At 70.1% G+C, this 14028-nt stretch carries 14 protein-coding genes and 1 pseudogene; 10 read left to right on the forward strand and 5 right to left on the reverse strand.

What is annotated here, in order from left to right; all coding sequences use genetic code 11:
- The first annotated feature begins 27 nt into the window (after nucleotides 1-27).
- Together BHS09_RS02535 and BHS09_RS39155 are read left to right on the forward strand one after the other, a co-directional pair.
- A complete protein-coding gene (locus BHS09_RS02535; protein WP_237080151.1) occupies nucleotides 28-1278 on the forward strand; it encodes a TolB family protein in 1251 nt (416 codons plus the stop codon).
- 61 nt (nucleotides 1279-1339) lie between these two features.
- A pseudogene (locus BHS09_RS39155) lies at nucleotides 1340-1597 on the forward strand (transposase); the annotation flags it as partial.
- 189 nt (nucleotides 1598-1786) lie between these two features.
- Here BHS09_RS39155 and BHS09_RS02545 read toward each other — a convergent pair.
- Nucleotides 1787-2002 (reverse strand): NmrA family NAD(P)-binding protein, encoded by a 216-nt coding sequence (locus BHS09_RS02545; protein ID WP_237080152.1) that lies wholly within the window; start codon nucleotides 2000-2002, stop codon nucleotides 1787-1789.
- A 162-nt stretch (nucleotides 2003-2164) separates the two neighbouring features.
- On the opposite strand from BHS09_RS02545, the gene BHS09_RS02550 reads away from it, so the two are divergent.
- The 6 genes from BHS09_RS02550 (at nucleotide 2165) to BHS09_RS02580 (ending at nucleotide 6538) form a co-directional block, all read left to right on the forward strand.
- Nucleotides 2165-2770, forward strand: coding sequence for a hypothetical protein (locus BHS09_RS02550; RefSeq protein WP_140797061.1), 606 nt, complete (start codon nucleotides 2165-2167; stop codon nucleotides 2768-2770).
- Between the two features lie 48 nt (nucleotides 2771-2818).
- Nucleotides 2819-3829: a hypothetical protein gene (locus BHS09_RS02555; protein ID WP_140797062.1), complete on the forward strand. Its 1011-nt coding sequence runs from the start codon at nucleotides 2819-2821 to the stop codon at nucleotides 3827-3829.
- 75 nt (nucleotides 3830-3904) lie between these two features.
- Nucleotides 3905-4453: an RNA polymerase sigma factor gene (locus tag BHS09_RS02560; protein WP_140786907.1), complete on the forward strand. Its 549-nt coding sequence runs from the start codon at nucleotides 3905-3907 to the stop codon at nucleotides 4451-4453.
- Nucleotides 4450-5280, forward strand: a complete 831-nt coding sequence (locus BHS09_RS02565; protein WP_140797063.1) for a hypothetical protein — start codon at nucleotides 4450-4452, stop codon at nucleotides 5278-5280. The genes BHS09_RS02560 and BHS09_RS02565 overlap by 4 nt, the downstream gene beginning before the upstream one ends.
- Before the next feature lie 605 nt (nucleotides 5281-5885).
- Entirely contained in the window at nucleotides 5886-6311 is a 426-nt protein-coding gene (locus tag BHS09_RS02575; protein WP_140797064.1) for a hypothetical protein, read from the forward strand.
- Nucleotides 6296-6538, forward strand: a complete 243-nt coding sequence (locus tag BHS09_RS02580; RefSeq protein ID WP_140797065.1) for a hypothetical protein — start codon at nucleotides 6296-6298, stop codon at nucleotides 6536-6538. Before BHS09_RS02575 ends, BHS09_RS02580 begins: the two co-directional genes overlap by 16 nt.
- 69 nt (nucleotides 6539-6607) lie before the next feature.
- Here the strand turns inward: BHS09_RS02580 and BHS09_RS02585 are convergent, their stop codons facing one another.
- Both BHS09_RS02585 and BHS09_RS02590 read right to left on the reverse strand, forming a co-directional pair.
- On the reverse strand, nucleotides 6608-7192 hold the full coding sequence (locus tag BHS09_RS02585; RefSeq protein WP_237080153.1) for a Coq4 family protein: 585 nt from the start codon (nucleotides 7190-7192) through the stop codon (nucleotides 6608-6610).
- Between the two features lie 301 nt (nucleotides 7193-7493).
- On the reverse strand, nucleotides 7494-10409 hold the full coding sequence (locus BHS09_RS02590; RefSeq protein WP_140797067.1) for a cell wall anchor protein: 2916 nt from the start codon (nucleotides 10407-10409) through the stop codon (nucleotides 7494-7496).
- 1121 nt (nucleotides 10410-11530) lie between these two features.
- Between BHS09_RS02590 and BHS09_RS02600 the strand changes: the two genes are divergently transcribed.
- Nucleotides 11531-12031, forward strand: coding sequence for a class I SAM-dependent methyltransferase (locus BHS09_RS02600; RefSeq protein ID WP_237077977.1), 501 nt, complete (start codon nucleotides 11531-11533; stop codon nucleotides 12029-12031).
- An 87-nt stretch (nucleotides 12032-12118) separates the two neighbouring features.
- Here BHS09_RS02600 and BHS09_RS02605 read toward each other — a convergent pair whose 3' ends face one another.
- Together BHS09_RS02605 and BHS09_RS02610 are read right to left on the reverse strand one after the other, a co-directional pair.
- Entirely contained in the window at nucleotides 12119-12616 is a 498-nt protein-coding gene (locus tag BHS09_RS02605) for a hypothetical protein (RefSeq protein ID WP_140786915.1), read from the reverse strand.
- A 117-nt stretch (nucleotides 12617-12733) separates the two neighbouring features.
- Complete coding sequence (locus BHS09_RS02610) at nucleotides 12734-13918, reverse strand: neutral/alkaline non-lysosomal ceramidase N-terminal domain-containing protein (RefSeq protein WP_418764030.1); 1185 nt, start codon at nucleotides 13916-13918, stop codon at nucleotides 12734-12736.
- Between BHS09_RS02610 and BHS09_RS40185 the strand changes: the two genes are divergently transcribed.
- Complete coding sequence (locus tag BHS09_RS40185; protein ID WP_418764031.1) at nucleotides 13823-14026, forward strand: PKD domain-containing protein; 204 nt, start codon at nucleotides 13823-13825, stop codon at nucleotides 14024-14026. The genes BHS09_RS02610 and BHS09_RS40185 overlap by 96 nt on opposite strands.
- Nucleotides 14027-14028: the final 2 nt, after the last annotated feature.

A 14028-nucleotide genomic window follows, 5' to 3' on the forward strand; every position in this document is an offset into this window, starting at 1 on the left:
GTGCGAAGGGGGTTGAGAACAGCCGCATTGCTCCTGCTCCTCGCCGGAGGATGCCGGAGCCCATCCCTGCTCACCGACGGGCGAACCCATGAAGCCCTCCCCGGACAGGAAGCCTCGCCCGCCAGGCGCATGGGCGGAGGGCCCTGGCTGCTTCAGGTCCGCAAACAGGACTTGTGGGTCCGCACCCCTGCTGGGGACAGCGAGTACGCACTGACACGGACCGGGCGGGTGGTGGCCACCCGCCCCTACGGAAACGGGCTGGGATGGAGCGGCGGCGCCATCTCTCCCGATGGGCGCCAGGTGGCCTATGTCGAACGCCCGGAAGCGCAGGAGCACGAATCCCCGGGCCGATGGGCCCTCCTGTGGATCGTCAATTCGGATGGCTCGGGTCGACGCATGCTGCTGGACCTTCGCGAGCACGCGCTGACTCCGGGGCCGTTCCGCGCGGGCCCCATCCTCTGGTCCTCGGATGGCGCCCGGATCGCATTCTCCCTGGAGTCCTTCGCGCGAACTGGTCCGGAGTCGCGGCCCTGCCCGCTCGCGGAGGTCCACACGGTGGAGGTGGGTTCGGGCAAGGTGGAGCGGCTCTTCGAGAGTCCAACGCACGGGATGCTCACCCCCCGAGGGTGGAGCGCACAGGGGACCGTCTCCTTCTCGCTGCTCTCCTGTGAGGCAACCGCCGAGGTCGGGAAGGACGGCCGCTTCTTCGAATTCGAGCCAGGAAGAGGCATACGAGACACGCACGCGCGCGGTGCGGTTTCCTCCGACGGGGTGCATACGCTCCTGCTGCCATCGACACCGGAAGCCGGGGTTCCCACCGCCTTGCTGGATGGAAGGAAGGTGGATGCCCCTTCCGAGGTCGACACCCGACTCCTGCGCCACGTGGCCTGGATGCAGCACCAACCCGTGGCCTATCTCACGACCTACTCAGGACAGCCACGCTCCTGCGCCTTCGACCGTGTGCCCGCGCCAGCGCTCTTCCAGGCGAACTTCGACGCGTCGCGACCGGGCATCGAGCCGAGAACGGGACTGGGTGGACTCATGGTCCTCGCGTTCTCACCCGACGACGCACACGTCCTCGCCGCGACGGTCCTGCTGCGCTCCCAGGCAAGCGAGGTGTGTTGGCCGGACACCTTCGATTCGCTCCTGGTGATGGAACGCGTCCAGATGGAGAACAGCCCCACCCTGACCGCGCTCTCCGCTTCCAGCATCCGGCTCGACGTGCCGGCATCGCAGATGGGACCAGAGCTTCAGGGCTTCGTGGGCTGGGTGCGGTAGCACTCGAACCCACGAAGAACGCAGTTTTTCGGCTCGGCCTTGCAAGTAACGCCTCACTACCATGCGCTGGTGCCGGAAGGCGTCTTCGTGCCGGGGGAGGGCGGCGTGCGCTTCGAGGCGTTGCCGCCGCCCACGCAAGGGCCTGCATGCCAAAGACAGGCAGGGACTGGAACGGCGATGCCGCTACGGGGCGCGCGGTGCGCTGGCGCTGGAGCGGCTGTCACGAGCGGAGGACGGCCGCATCGCCTATCGGATGAAGCGCCCGCTGCCGGACGGCACCACGCACCTGCTCTTCACCGGGCTGGAACTGTTACGGCGTGTAGCGTCCCTGGTACCTCCGCCTCGGGCAAACCTCACGAGGTTCCACGGCGTCTTCGCTCCAGGCGCCAGACTGCGGCCATTTCTGGTCCCTCAAGCAGGTGCGCAGGAGGCAAGCGCGGGGCTTGACCTCTTATGCGCAGTCGATGCCCGTCGCGGAGACGATGGGGGACTGCATGGAGAAGACGGCTCAAGCCCCCGCGCAGGCGGCGCGCAAGGACGCGAGGTCATCGAGGTCGCCCACCACGACCTCGGCCCCCGCCGCCAGGGCCCGGGCGTTGGGCACCTCCGGATTGCGGACCAGGACGCGCACGGAGGTGCTGCCTTCCGCCAGCAGCGCTCGGGCCGTGGCTCCGCCCTGTCGCCCCGTGGCGGCGGTGACGAGGACAGTCTGGTGACGACTCATCGCCAGCTCCTTGGAAGTGGGGTGCTCCACCGCTTGTGTTCGCGTTGAATACGGAGGGGTCCCCCGTTTGCCAAGGAAAGGGGCGGACAAATGCCTTTCAAAATCCGGAGCGCCGGCCTCCATTCATCTGGCGACGCTGCCCACGCCGTCTGGAGGAACACCTTGAGCCTGCTGCTTGCCCTGAGTCTCGTCGCGCCCACGTCGCTTGCCCAATCGCCGTTCTCGCCCCGTGATGAGACCGTGCGGGTGCGCATCGAGACGGACGCCCCCGAGGTCAGCCTCTTCCGCGTCACGAGCGAGGGATTCGGCACCATCGCCACCACGCGAGGTACGGGCACCGTGGGCATCATCCACTTCCAGCGCGAGTGCACGATGCCCTGCGACGTCACCCTTCGCGACCCGACGACGGACTTCTTCATTGCGGGGTCTGGCATCACGCCCTCACGGCGCTTCACGCTGTTGGACCACGGGCGGGATGTGTCCCTGAAGGTCGACCCGGGCAGCTCCGGACTGCGAACCACCGGCTGGCTCGCCACCATCTTCGGCGTCTCCCTGGCGGTGGCGGGTGGGGTGGTGATGGCCCTCGACGGCGCGGGGTCCTTCGATTCATCCCTTCCGAAGGACAACACCTGGCGCAAGGTGGGCATGGGCTCGCTGATTGGTGGCGGCGCACTGGTGGCGATTGGACTCCCCCTCTTCATCTTCAACGGGACGGATGTGAAGCTCGCGCCGAACAAGCTGACGGGGAACCGGGGAATCGACCTCTGATACAGAGGTCACCCGGATGAGCCACCTCCAATGCGCCCGCGTGTCCTCATGACCCCACCCCTCTTCCTGGGGGTGGTCCTCCCGCTCCTCGCCACCGCGTCGCCAGCGCCTTCGTCGGCGCGGTGGGGACTGCATTGGAATGCGCCCTCGGAGTGCATCCAGGCGGCGCCCCTGGCGCGCGCGGTGGAGGCTCGCCTGGGGCGCTCCGTGTTCGGGGCCCTGCCGGATGTGCTCATCCATGGCGTGCTGGAGCCGGCGTCCTCGTCGGGGTGGTCCGCGAGGCTCACGCTCGTGGACGCTCGGGGTACCGTCCTGGGCAGTCGCGACATCGACTCCGCCACGCCCGCGTGCGCGGACATCGAGCGTCGGCTCGTGCTGGTCCTCGCGTTGATGATCGACCCGGAGGCCCTGCGTCCCCGGGAGCCCGCCCCGGTGCCCTCGGGGGTCGTGCCTCCCGCCGAGGAGGCACCACCGCTCCCCGAAGCGCCCGACACGACGGTGGAGGAGGACGTCCCAGTCGAGGAGTCATCCCCACCGACTCGCGCGGCGCCGTGGCCGGGTCGCTCGACGGTGTCCGTGTCCGCGCTGACGACGACGGGGTTCTCGGACGGCCTCGCATGGGGAGGCCGCTTCGGCTGGCGGGGGGCGGGGCGCGTGACGTGGCTCGTGGGGCTCTCCGTGGTGCCCTGGGCCCGCTCGGAGCTCGAGGACGGGCGGGTGGACCTGATGCTGGCGACGCCCGAGGTGGGGCTGTGTCCGCTGGTGGTGGGCGGCTCCCGATGGGAGGTGTCCACGTGCGCGGCGGCGGCGTTCTCGTTCGTGATGGCGGACTCAAAGGGTCCGGCGGTGGACGAGGTGGATTTGCTCATCCGAGGTGACGCGGTGGCGCGAGCCCAGCTGGAGCTGCGACTGGGGAGCGCCACCGCGTTGCATGTGGGGGGCGGCGCCGCGGTGGGGTGGCTGCGTCCCACGTTGCCGATGACCTCCGCCTGGGAGGGGCGTTTGGGGGCGCCGTTGCGCGCGTTCGTCGAGCTGGGCCTGTCGTTCCGGGGGCCCTGAGTCACCGGGGGCGGGTAGCGCTTCACCTGGCGCCGGGAAGCTCACTAGAGTCCGCCGGCCCCGGACTCCCGCGCGATGCCCCCCCCTCCCCAAGCCCTGCCCGCTCCCGAAGGGGCGGAACCGCTCGACTTCGAGCGGGTGCATGCCCAGCACGCGGCCTTCGTGTGGCGCACGCTGCGGCGCATGGGCGTGAGGGAGGCGGACCTGGAGGACGTCTGCCAGGAGGCCTTCCTGGTGGTCCATCGCCGTCTCCCCGAGTTCGACCCGCGCGCGCCCGTGGCCGCGTGGCTCTTCGGCATCTGCATGCGATTGGCCTCGGACCATCGCAAGCGGGCCCACGTCCGGCGGGAGACCCCCGTCGCGGAGACTCCCGACGAGGCCCGTCCCCCCGAGCAGCTCGAGTCCGTGGCGCGCACGCAGGCGCGGGCCCGGTTGGACCGCATCCTGGATGCGCTCGACGAGGACAAGCGGGCGGTGTTCGTCCTCTTCGAAATCGAGCAGTGGGCCATGGCCGACGTGGCCCAGGCGGTGGGGTGCCCCGTGCAGACCGCCTACGCGCGGCTGTACGCTGCGCGCAAGCAGGTCCAGGAGGCCGTGGCCCGGTTGCAAGGAGGCGAGAGATGAGGACGCCCGAGCCCGTGCGACTCCTGGAGGAGTCCTCCGATGCCTCGCCCGAGCTGCGCGAGCTGCTGGGCTCCGCCCTGGACGATGGGCCCTCGGCCGCGCAGCTGGCGTCCCTCGCGGCCCGATTGGCACCCCTCCAGCCGCCCCCGGCCCCTGCGGCTCCCTCACCGGCTCCGGTGGCGCCCGCGTCCGAGCCGCTCGCGGGTGGCGCGACGGTGGCCACGGGCCTCAAGCTCAAGGTGCTCGTGGGCGTGGCCGCGCTCACGGGGGCCGTGGGCTCCTTCCAGGCGGGCCGCGTCTACGAGCGCGCACAGCCTCCGACGGTCGCCCAGGCCCAGCGGGAGACGCCGCCGGTGGAGCGTCCACGGAGCGAGGTGCCCGCCGAGGTCGTCGTGTCGGCGCCCCCCGTTGCCGAAGCGCCCACCCCGCGTCCCGAGCCCGCCGCCCCCATCGTGGAGCGTGCGCCGGCTCCCGTCGCGCCTCGGACGAGCCCGCCGCAAGCCCTCCAGAAGCCCGTCGTGGAGCCGCCGCCGGAAGCTCGCGCCGCGAGCCCGGAGGACGAGGAGCTGCTGCTCATCGATGACGCCCACCGTGCCCTCCAGCGAGGCGCCGCCGAGGAGGCCCTCTCGCTGCTGCGAGGACACGCGTCCCGGTTCCAGGCGGGCACGCTCGCGCAGGAGCGGGAGGTGCTCGCCATCGAGGCGTTGGTGCTGCTGGGCCGACTCGCGGAAGCCCAGCAGCGCGCCGAGGACTTCCAGGCGAAGCACCCGACGTCCTCACACCTCGTCCGTCTCCAGAAGCTGCTCCGTCCGCCAGCGCTGGAGTGACGAGGTGTTGGAGGCCCCCTTGAGCCCATGGGCGCCGCGAATCCGAATCAGTGACCGGACTGGACCCCCACGTCGCGGCCATTCAACGGCTACACGGGGCGGTTGTAAGCAGGTGCGCAGGAGGCGAGCGCGGGGCTTGAGGCAGCGGCCGGGAAGGAGCGGGTGAAGGAGAGGACACCGCGAGTGGACTTTCGCCGAGTTGCTCAGGAGGACGTTCGACTTCGATGTGTTCGCCTGCGTGAGGTGTGGAGGCAGGCTCAAGGGTGTTGGCGTACGTGAAGGGGGCCCCCGGGGTGCGGGCGATTGTGGAGCACCTGGGCATGCCCACGGCATGTGCGAGGTTGGCCCCGGCACGAGGGCCACCCCAGGTCGTGTGGTGTTGAGGCTCAAGAGGCGCCAACAGGCCAAGGCTCCTGCCACGCACCTGATGGGAGCGCGGCCTGGGCAGGCGTGTGCCCCAAGGGGGTTCAAGCGGTCTGTCCACCGGCCGGGAGCATCGCTCGGGCGGCCCCGTCAGCGGCCCTCCTCGGCCCCTCTGCACCCTCCCTCCCCCTCAACAGGGCCCCCATTCCTCTTATGCGCGCGTGACGTCGATGACCGGTTGGATGCTCCTGCTGTTGGCGATGCTCGCGCCGATCGGCGTGCAGGCCCAGACCCCCGAGGCCGCGGTGGTCGAGGCGGTTGCCCAGGACGCGCACGCCAGCTTCGCTTCGACGCTCGCCATGCCTCCCGCTGACGGCGAGGCGCAGCGCGCAGGCACCTCGCTCCTGGGCGTGAACCTGCCTCGCTTCGCGGTCGCGTCGCTGGGTGGGGCCGCCGGCGGAGCGCTCCTGGGCACGGGTGGCTACCTGATCGCCAATCTCGCGATGTGCGAGGGACGGAGCCAAGGCTTCTTCTCCTTCGCGGCACTCGTCACGGGCGGCACCATCGGTGCCGGGCTGGGCCTGCTGGGCGGGACCCTGCTGGTGGGCCACTGGATGGCGGCGATGGCGCTTGGTGGGGCGTGCTGGTGGGCATGGCCGTCGGCATGACCGTGGGCACGACGACCATGCAGCTTCTCGATCCCTCTCACGCCGGCACCGTGTTCGATGCGACGCTCGTGGGCACGGTGCTGCTCGGCGCGCTCGGCTACGAGCTGACCTCCCACCACAGCGCGAAGCAGTTTCGCTCCACGCGGCTCACCGTCGCGCCGACGTTGCTCCCGGGCAGCCGCGGCACGGTGGGCATGGGCGTTGCGCTCAACTGCACCTGGAACTGAGCGCGCCCGCGCGGCGAGGTGGTGGGTCAGCGCGGTTCACCCGCGCCCTGTCCGGCGCGTCGGCGTCCCTCAGGGCGTGGCGGCCAGCGCCTGGGCCTTGGCCCTTCGGCCCCGCGACCAGAGCGCCAGGGTGATGGGAGAGACGAGCACCAGCATCATCAGCGAGCCGACCACCGCGCCCGCAGTGATCGCTGCGGCGAAGCGAAGCGCGGCGCCGAGGCCCGCTCGGTGGGGACCCGCTCCGATCCCGAGCTCCGCGCGCAGGTCCTCGACGTTGCGCTCGAGCAGCGCCTCGTAGTCGCGCCCGTAGGTGGACTGCTCGTCGAGCCCGCGGACGAACGCGCGCCAGGTGCGCACCGGGGCCGTCAGCAGCCCCCCGGTCATGCCCGAGAGGTTGAGCACCCAGGCCGCGTGGAAGTCGCCGCAGCCCGCGCCGATCTCCCACGCGGAGATCTCGAACTCGCCCGTGAGGTCGGTGCGATAGCCGGTGAGGACGTGGTGCAGATCGTGAAAGCGCACCGCGCGCTTGCGAGCCTCGGTGTTGGGGAGCGGGAAGGGGAGGGGGCCGAGCTTGAAGTCGACCCAATCGGACGCGTACCCGCCGTCCTCTCCGAAGCCGCTCTCGTCGAAGTAGCGTCGCAGCGCCGTGGCCATGGTCTCCATCGCGTGGACTCTCTCGCAGCGGGCGCAGCTGCCCCGCGGGTTCGCAAGGAGTCTGACGCGGAGACCTCCGTGCTGCACGTCGCGTCCGAGGAGAGGCATCAGGCCCGGCGATGCGCGCGGGGACCGGTGCTCATGCTCCGGCCCGCGGGTGTGCCTGGGCTTCAGGCGGGACGCCGTGTGTACGACCGCGTGAGCGGCGGCACCGAGCGCGAGCTCCCAACTCGGAACAGCAAGGCCGGCCATGGGGACGTGCCCCACGACCGGCCTTGCTCCTCGGCGTGTCGACGCGGTCCTACCGCAGGGGCACGCGCTTGAGCCTGAAGGGCGAGGGGCTCTCGCTCATCGTGAAGTAGCTCGCGCCGTTGGCCTCGTACTCGATCGCCTCACCCTGGCCCTCGGTGGTGTCGGTCAGCGTGACGGGCGTCGCGAAGACGGCCGACTCGAAGCCAAGTCCCGGCGTCGCACGGAACTCGTAGACAGTGCGGTAGGTGCGAAGGAGGAAGCGATCTGCGCATGGGTGGATCGCCGCCGCGGTCGCGGCCGAGAAGTTGGCGTCGCCGTTCAGCGGCAGCTGGATCGTGTGGACGTGGATCAGCGTGGCCTGCACGCCCGGCGTCAGCGGCTGGGGGAACTTATACACGCCGCTTTGCCCCGTGCCCCCGTTCTTGGTGACGACGTAGATGTCCCCGGTGGTGGGGTGCACCATCAGCGACTCCGCGTCCTTCGCGCCGTCCGGATAGACGAACGGGAAGGCCTCGGCGACGAGCCCCCCCGAGGTCTGACCGTTGGCGAGATCCGGCTCGGGCACGCGGTAGATCGTGAACGACGTGGGGCTGCCACCCGGAGGGAAGTTGGCGCTCCACTTCCCGATGTCACCGATGAAGATGCACGAGCCGCTCGGGCAGGGCCCGGTTGCGAGGTCCTCCCAGTCGGCCGGCGTCACGTTGGTCACGTTGAACGTGCCGATCGTGCTCGCGTTGAGCGTGTCGATCGCGACGATCGCGGTGGTGTCCTCGTTGTGCACGTAGAGCGCGTTGCCGACCACGCGGCTCGCGGCCAGGCCCGAGGGCTCCACGATTTCCGGCGCGGTCACGGTGCCCTGGAGCGTGAAGGTGCTCGCGTACGTGTCGCCGACCATGCAGGTGGGGGCGTTGGCGGCGCGCAGGACGATCACGTGCGCGGTGTTGGTCTGCACGAACGCGGAGCTGCCGGAGAGGCCCGCCTGGAGGCCCGGCGCGGTGAGCGACCGGTAGGCCGCATTGAAGAGCAGTCCGTTGGTGTGACCCAGGCACGCGTCGAAGGCCTCGGTGAAGCCGAGCGGCGGCTCGATGCCGGTGGCAGGGCAGGTGGCGTCCGGCCAGACCTGTGAGCCGTACCAGACGGCGAGGCCACCCGCGCTGCCGGTCACCACGTCGGGCACGGTGAACGACGCGGAGTCGCCGTTCTTCTGGCCTGCGTGCACGTCGATTGGCTGGACCGGATCGACGCCGCTGAAGGCCTCCACGCTCCCCGCCATGTGGGTGGTCGCGTCCAGTTCGAACGCGTAGCTCGCAGGCTCGGAGGCGCCCGCGACGCGGTAGAAGATCCAGGTGCGGATGGCCCAGGCGCTCTGCTCCGAGCGCAGGAACGTCCAGCCGGCGGGCGGCGTGACGGTCGCGGAGATGTTGTTGCGCACGGTCACCCGCGCGATGAGCGCGTCGTTGGCCTCGGTCCCCGACGGCTTGGGGATCGACAGCGAAGCGATCGACAGGCCGCTGTGGTGCGAGCTCCCACGCAACGCGACCCCCGAGGACGGCGCGACCTCGGCGCGGCGAAGGGCGACGACCTGCGCGACGTTGGTCTCGGCGAACGTCGAGCTCCCGTTGAACGGTCCCTGGAGGCCGGCACCGGCGAGGGGCCTGAAGGCGGCGTTGAAGACGAGGCCCTGGGACGAGGACACCAAGCAGGTGTCGTAGGTCTCGGCGAAGCCCACGGGGGGCTCGATCGCCGGGGTCGGACACGCGGCGCCGGTCCACGCCTGCGCGCCGAACCAGACGGCAGCCCCGCCCGCGGTCGAGGTGCTCAGCTGCGGCGTAGTGAAGGCCGTCGAGCCGCTGTTGCTCTTGCCGGCGTGCGTGTCGATCGGGTTGGCCGGATCGACGCCGGCATACGCCACGAGGTTGCCGACGAGGTAGCTCGCGATGGAACTCTGGAAAGTGTGGCTCGCGGGCTCGCTGGCGGTGGCGACGCGGACGAAGACCCAGCCGCGGATGCTCCAGGTGCTCATGTCGGTGCGCACCAGCGTCCAACCTGCAGGCGGGGTGATCTCGGCGCCGATCTGGTTCCGGTTCGCAAGGTGCGCCAGCAGCACGTTACCGGCGGCGACGCCCGTAGGGGTCGAGAGGGTCAGGCTGGTGACCGTCTTGCCGCTCGCGTGCGTGGTGCCGACGAGGGTGATCTCCTCGGTGGCCGGCGGCTGGAGGGAACGCAGCACCACCGCGTGCGTGATGTTGGTGTTGGGGAGCGTGGAGCTGCCGGTGAAGGCGGGCTGGGCACCTGCGGCCCCGAGCTCCGAGGTGGCGGCGCTGTGCAGCACGCCGCGCGACGACGAGACGAGGCAGGTGTCGAGCTGCTCGGTGAAGCCCGCCGGAGGGGTGTGGACCGCGGGGCACGCGGCGCCTCCCCAGACCTGGGCCGAGAACCACACTGCGAGGCCGTTCGCGGACGACGTGGTGGCGACGGGCAGCGCGAGGCTCGCGCTGTTGCCATTCTTCTGGCCCACGTGCACGTCGATCGGCTGGAGCGGATCCGCGCCCGACACCGCGACCAGGGTGGCCGCCATGGAGCTGGCGAGGTCGAGGGTGAAGGTGTGACTGCTCGGCTCGGCCGCGTTGGCCACGCGGAGGAAGAGCCAGGACTTGATGGCCGAGGCGCTCTGCTCGGAGCGCAGCAGCGTCCAGCCAGCGGGTGGGGTGGCGACGGCGGCGACGGCCTCGCGATTGCTCAGCTGCATCACCAGCACATCTCCGGCGGCCGTACCGACGGGGGTGGGGATGGAGAGGGCGGTGATGGCCAGGCCGCTCGCGCTGGTGGTTCCTCGCACGGAGAGCGTGGAGAGGCCCTGGGCCGTCGTCGCATCCTGTACGTCGTCGGGCTGCGTGAGCTCAGGCGTTCCACAGGCGGCCATCAGTAGGGCGGCCGCAATCCATAGACTTCGGAATGGGGTCATGGGGTTTCGATCGGGTGTCGACTCACCGGACTGGAGGTCCGGGAATCAGCCATGTGAAGGACCCCGAAGCGAGAAGCGCAATCGACTGTCATGACACGGGAAAGCTGCCGTGAAACGGTTGGGATCGTCGGGTGGGATCGAAAGAAGGTGGCAGTCCTGTCCATGCGGTCACGCGGAGTACTTGGAGAACGCGAAGCCCAAAGACATCTGCGCACGGTGCAAGGGCCGAAGGGCGGTCGGCACCCCGAGGGGTGGGCATCCAGGCAAGCCTCGTGACCGTGGCTGTGACCGGCTCGTGACGTCAGCAGAACGGTGCTGACATCCTGTGATCTGGAGCGTGCCTGAGGGCTTCTTGTCAGCGTCCGAGCACGCGCCGAGCACGGCGCACGCGGCGAGTACGGCGCATAGATGGCGAGTCATCGTTCCTCCTCGCGCCTCAGTACTTGACCCAGATTTCCGTGCCCGGATGAATCTCCGTCAGCGGCGTCGTGTTGTGAGGTGTGGAGGCAGGCTTAAGGGTGTTGGCGAACGTGAAGGGGGCCCCCGGGGTGCGGGCGATTGTGGAGCACCTGGGCTTGCCCACGGCCTGTGCGAGGTTGGCCCCGGCACGAGGGCCACCCCAGGCCGTGTGGTGTTGAGGCTCAAGACAGCCAACAGGCCGGCGGCCCCTGCCACGCACCTGATGGGAGCGCGGCCTGGGCAGGCGTGTACCCCAAGGGGGTTCAATCGGTCTGTCCACCGGCCGGGCGCGTGCGCTTCGTGTACCCGGCGCGTGGGCGTGCAGGGCGCGCAGTTCGCGGCGCTGGACGTGGCCACGGGCGGGCTCGTCGCGGCGTCGGAGTGGATTCCCCTGACGCCGTGAGCCAGCATGGGGGTGCAATCCTCGAAGGAGCACCCGTTGCTCCTCCCCTCCGAAGAGGTCGCCCGGAATGACTCCCTTTCGTGCCCATGCAACGCCCCGTCGTCTCGCGCGGCTGCTGCTCTGTCTGGTGACCGCAGCGACAGGCGGATGTCGCTCCGAGGGCGGAGAGGAAAAGCGCCCCGAGCCATCCCGGACGCCGACGGAGGCCCCTGCGGCGGAGCAGCCCGCCGACCTCCATGGCCTCGGAGGGGTCGAAGGCGTGCAGGCCTCGTATGACCAGTCCCGTCAGCCTGCCAGGTTCATCGCCGCGCTGGGAATTGCGCCGGGACAGCGGATTGCCGATGTCGGAGCGGGCCTGGGCTACTTCACGCAGCGACTCTCGGAGGCCGTCGGTCCGGCGGGACAGGTGGTCGCGACCGACATCAACGACGAGGCCCTCAAGCGGCTTCGCGCGCGGATGTCCGAGCGGAAGAACGTCGTGTTGCGCAAGGTGGAACCGGACGAGCCAGGCCTCGAACCCGGCGCGTACGACCTCATCCTTCTCTCCGAGGTGGACCACTTCCTCTCGGACCGTGTGGCCTACCTGACCAGGCTGCGTCTCGCCCTCGCCCCGAATGGCCGTATCGCGGTGACGCACCTTCGGGCGATGCGCCCGCCGCTCGTCGCCGCCGCCCAGCAGGCGGGCTACTCCATCGTGTCTGAGTACGACGGCCTTCCGGACCACTACCTGCTGTTCCTGCAGCCCGCGTCCAGTCGATGACCCTGGGGGAGCGGCGGCGCGAGGGCCTCGCCGCGCGCGGGTGACGTTCCACGAGGGCTCGTGCACACGCACGGGCCCTTCGTCGTTTCAGGCGACGGTCCATCCTCGGACGTCGTGGCGAAGAAAGACCTTCGAGGGCTCCGCCTCGACGACGCGGGTGGCCATGGCCCTCAGCCGGAGCTTGTCCCGCTTGCTCAGGTCCCTCCAGGGCAAGAACAGGTGCGAGTTCCGCGAGCGCCAGAGCACCACGCCCCTCCAGCCACCCTTCATCGCCTGGTCGTGAAGGAAGGAATCGAGCTTCTGGGTGAGCGTCACGGGCTTCAGCTCGGGGCTGAGCAGGAAGTCGAGCACGGCAACCTGTCTGGATTCGACGGCCCTCACGATGGCGCTCGCGACGACCACCGAGCGCAGGTTCGGGAAGGCCTGCTTCGAGAGGATGGCCTGGACCTCGCTCACGGCCCCTTCGTCGATGGCGCGGTAGAGCGTCTGGGTGTGCCGCTTCTCGCGCGAGACCGAGAAGCGCCAGAGCAGGACCAGCGCCGTGAACGGCAGGACCGCCAGGAGCCACTCCTTCAGCGTCGTCATGCGTCTGTCATAGCATCGGGTCCTGGCTTGCAGGGGCGTCCCGGGTGGCTTCGAAGATGCTGGCTGAGGGCGTCGCGGCCCGTGCGTGGCGTCCCGCGGACAGCCGACGTCGCAGGGTCAGGGGCTCTCGAGGCTGGAGGCCGTCAACGCGGCGGCCCGGACGAAGGTCTCGAGGAGCTCGGGGCCAAAGTACTGGAGCTGACTCTCACCGCTCCGATTCCGGACGTGCTCGGGCGAATCCAGATAGCCGATGTAGTCACCCGTGAGCGAGATGACGCGGGTTGCGCCGCCCGCTGCCTCGAGCAGGCGGCCCGCTGGAAGCGTCACTTCGGCTGGCACGAACAGCAAGCTCACGGACCCCAGGCTCAGTCGAGAGGCCTCGGCCTGGCGAGGGCCCAGGTGGCACAGGGCGTTCTCGGTGACGCCGTGCAGGCCGACGGGCACGAGTCGGCTTGCATCGGGGCGCGGGAGCTTCACCTGGACCCGCGTGTAGGCCAGTCCCTCCGCCGGGACGGGAGCGGGATGGATGCCGCGAGCCGCGTGCGTCAGGAGCGTTGCGAAGAGCGCATCCCGGGAGGGGGAGTCGCTCTCCTGTGAGGGGAGGGTTGCCCGAGCATTCCCGACCATGCCCTGGAGGAAGAGAACCACTCCACCTTCCTCCTCCAGCGTGCGGCTGTACCGCCCCGGATAGTCTCCCGAGAGGGTCCGGGACTTGTGGGGGGCGAGCGTCGGATGCGCCGAGAAGATGGAGAGCTCCGCGACCTTCCGCTGCTCGTGTCGGAAGACCAGACGTGTCAACCGGGCATCGACATGGGGTTCGGCGCGACCGCGAGAGACGATGAGGTCGGGGACGATGCCCTCACCCAGCTCGACGGAGACCGGGGTGAGTGTGTCCACCGCCCGCCGCAAGGCGCTGCTTGTCGCCGCGATGATGGCTTCTCTCGCGGCTGGGCGGAACCGCCCGACTCCGCCGAGCTGGAAGAGGGAGGACGGTTCGTAGCTCCCCATGGAGGAATGGGTGTGCGTGGCCGTCACGAACAGCTCGGTGACCTTCAACTCCTGGAGGAGGGCCGCCAGGGAGAGTCGCATCGAGGAAGGGGGGGTCAACAGCTCCGTCGAGACGATGGCCACGCGGACGTCGCCAGACTGGAGCACCAGGGCCCTGACGGCCAGTGGAGTGGTTGCTTCCGTGGCCGCGGGGCGCAGCTGACGGCCACGGCCACGGACCCGGAGCAGGGGACGCTGACCTACGCGTGGAGCCAGAGCGAGGGCCCCGCCGTGACGCTCCAGGATGCGACGCAGGCGCGTGTCCAGTTCACCGCGCCTGAGGTCTCGGCCGCCACGGAGTTCGTCTTCGTGGTGAAGGTCTCCTCGGAGAGTGGCCTGTCCGCCAGGACCGGGTCACGGTGACG

Origin of the sequence: Myxococcus xanthus (genome assembly GCF_006402735.1) — a bacterium.
In the GTDB taxonomy this organism is placed as follows: domain Bacteria; phylum Myxococcota; class Myxococcia; order Myxococcales; family Myxococcaceae; genus Myxococcus; species Myxococcus xanthus_A.

Excerpts from the sequence above, each read along its gene's own strand:
- BHS09_RS02605 (WP_140786915.1), bottom strand. The coding sequence starts at position 12,616 with ATGACGACGCTGAAGGAGTGGCTCCTGGCGGTCCTGCCGTTCACGGCG.
- BHS09_RS02545 (WP_237080152.1), bottom strand. The coding sequence starts at position 2,002 with ATGAGTCGTCACCAGACTGTCCTCGTCACCGCCGCCACGGGGCGACAG.
- BHS09_RS02565 (WP_140797063.1), top strand. The coding sequence starts at position 4,450 with ATGAGGACGCCCGAGCCCGTGCGACTCCTGGAGGAGTCCTCCGATGCC.
- BHS09_RS02585 (WP_237080153.1), bottom strand. The coding sequence starts at position 7,192 with ATGGCCACGGCGCTGCGACGCTACTTCGACGAGAGCGGCTTCGGAGAG.
- BHS09_RS02575 (WP_140797064.1), top strand. The coding sequence starts at position 5,886 with ATGCTCCTGCTGTTGGCGATGCTCGCGCCGATCGGCGTGCAGGCCCAG.
- BHS09_RS02555 (WP_140797062.1), top strand. The coding sequence starts at position 2,819 with ATGACCCCACCCCTCTTCCTGGGGGTGGTCCTCCCGCTCCTCGCCACC.
- BHS09_RS02590 (WP_140797067.1), bottom strand. The coding sequence starts at position 10,409 with ATGACCCCATTCCGAAGTCTATGGATTGCGGCCGCCCTACTGATGGCC.
- BHS09_RS02580 (WP_140797065.1), top strand. The coding sequence starts at position 6,296 with ATGGCCGTCGGCATGACCGTGGGCACGACGACCATGCAGCTTCTCGAT.
- BHS09_RS02560 (WP_140786907.1), top strand. The coding sequence starts at position 3,905 with ATGCCCCCCCCTCCCCAAGCCCTGCCCGCTCCCGAAGGGGCGGAACCG.